General features: G+C 75.8%; 4 protein-coding genes. All 4 read right to left on the bottom strand.

Annotated elements, in window-relative coordinates; translation table 11 throughout:
* A partial coding sequence (locus ACTUAL_RS25760) for a 1-deoxy-D-xylulose-5-phosphate synthase N-terminal domain-containing protein (protein WP_440902060.1) occupies nucleotides 1–299 on the bottom strand: 299 nt, incomplete at its 3' end.
* A 74-nt stretch (nucleotides 300–373) separates the two neighbouring features.
* Complete coding sequence (ispH, locus tag ACTUAL_RS25755) at nucleotides 374–1,297, bottom strand: 4-hydroxy-3-methylbut-2-enyl diphosphate reductase (protein ID WP_096495912.1); 924 nt, start codon at nucleotides 1,295–1,297, stop codon at nucleotides 374–376.
* A 57-nt stretch (nucleotides 1,298–1,354) separates the two neighbouring features.
* Nucleotides 1,355–1,615, bottom strand: a complete 261-nt coding sequence (locus ACTUAL_RS25750) for a hypothetical protein (RefSeq protein ID WP_440902058.1) — start codon at nucleotides 1,613–1,615, stop codon at nucleotides 1,355–1,357.
* Between the two features lie 6 nt (nucleotides 1,616–1,621).
* Nucleotides 1,622–1,756, bottom strand: coding sequence for a polyprenyl synthetase family protein (locus ACTUAL_RS25745; RefSeq protein WP_440902059.1), 135 nt, complete (start codon nucleotides 1,754–1,756; stop codon nucleotides 1,622–1,624).
* Nucleotides 1,757–1,782: the final 26 nt, after the last annotated feature.

Genomic DNA, 1,782 nt, shown 5'->3' with positions numbered 1-1,782 from the left:
CCGGACAGCCCGCCGAACCCGCGCAGCCCGTCGAACCCGGCGGCCCGACCGGTGAGCACCTTGTGCGCGTACGCCTGGTGGCCGCCGTCGACCAGCAGCACGGCGTGCGGCGAGTCGAACACCCGGTGCAGCGCGATGGTCAGCTCCACCGCGCCCAGGTTGGACCCCAGGTGCCCACCGCGCCGCGACACCTTCTCCACCAGGAACCGCCGGATCTCCGCCGCCAGCGCGGGGAGCGCCCGCTCGGGCACCGCCCGCAGCGCCTCCGGCCCGGTCAGCTGCTCCAGCGAGGTCGGCATCCCCTCAAACCGGGGCTGCGGGGCCCCGTCCGCGTCGGCGAGCGGGGGGCGGGCTGTGCCACCCGGCGCGCCGCTCACCTCCGCACCGCGGGGGGCAGGGTGAACCGGATGGTCTCCACGGTGGTCTCCCGCACCTCGACCCGGTGCGCGTCCAGCACCGCCACGACCTCGTCCACCAGTCCCGGCGGCGCGGACGCCCCCGCGCTCAACCCCACCACGCGCACCCCCTCCAGCCATCGCGGGCGCAGGTCGCGCACGTCGTCGATCAGGTGGGCGGGCACGCCCTCGCGGCGCACCAGTTCCACCAGCCTTGCCGAGTTGGATGAGTTCGCTGAACCGACCACGAGGACCAGATCGGCCTCGCGCGCGACCTCCCGTACCGCCTCTTGGCGGTTCGTGGTGGCGTAGCAGATGTCGTCCGAAGAGGGGCCGCGCAGTGCGGGGAAGCGCTTGCGCAGCGCCGCGACGACCTCGGCCGCCTCGTCCACCGCCAGCGTCGTCTGCATCAGGTAGGACACCCGCTCCGGGTCCTCGACCTCCAGCGCCGCCACCGCCTCCGGGCTGTCCACCAGCAGCACCCGGTCCGGGGCCTCGCCGAGCGTGCCCTCGACCTCCTCGTGCCCGGCGTGCCCGATCAGCACCACGGTGTCCCCGCGCCCGGCGAACCGGCGCGCCTCCGCGTGCACCTTGGTCACCAGCGGGCAGGTCGCGTCCACCACCTCGAACCCGCGCCGGTCGGCCTCGGCGCGCACCGCGGGCGACACCCCGTGCGCGGAGAACACCACCACGGCCCCGTCCGGCACCTCGTCCAGCTCGTCCACGAACACCGCGCCCATCGACTCCAGCCGCGCCACCACGTGCGTGTTGTGCACGATCTGCTTGCGCACGTGGACCGGGCCGCCGCGCCGCCGCAGCAGCTGCTCGACGATCTCCACCGCCCGCTCGACCCCGGCGCAGAACGACCGGGGCGAGGCGAGCAGCACGAGTGGGACTCCCATGGGCGCTCCTGGCTGGTTCTGGTCGGGGCTCGGCGGTCGGTGCTCAGCTGCGAGGGCTCAGCGGTCGCGTCGGGTCATCAGCACGGCGACGGCGTCCAGCTCGCGCGCCGCGACCGGGTCGACGCCCGCCGCCCGCAGGTGCGTCCTGGCCTGCGCGAGCAGCTCGTCGGCCCGCCGCTGGCCCCACGCCCGCGCCCCGGCCTGCTCGACCAGCCCGGCCGCCGCCTCCAGCGCTGCCCCGGCCAGCTCGCCGCGCCCCCGGTACAGCCCGGCCAGCTCGCGCCCGGCCTGGCTGCGCGAGGCCTGCGCGGCCACCACGGGCAGCTACTTCTTGGGGTTGCGCAGGTCCGAGTGCACCGGGTTGCCGGTGGCGGCCGGGTCGCCCCAGATGCCCAGCAGGTCGTCCACGAACTGGAACGCCAGGCCCGTCCGCTCGCCGAACAGCCCCAGCTCGCCCACCTGGTCGGCGGAGCCGCCGCCGAACA

This window comes from Actinosynnema sp. (genome assembly GCF_052038725.1).
Note: the sequence above shows the minus strand (reverse complement) of the source record. Positions and strands in the feature narration are given on the sequence as shown.

Bases quoted from the DNA above. Each gene is read 5' to 3' on its own strand.
- ispH (WP_096495912.1), bottom strand. From the start codon at position 1,297: ATGGGAGTCCCACTCGTGCTGCTCGCCTCGCCCCGGTCGTTCTGCGCC.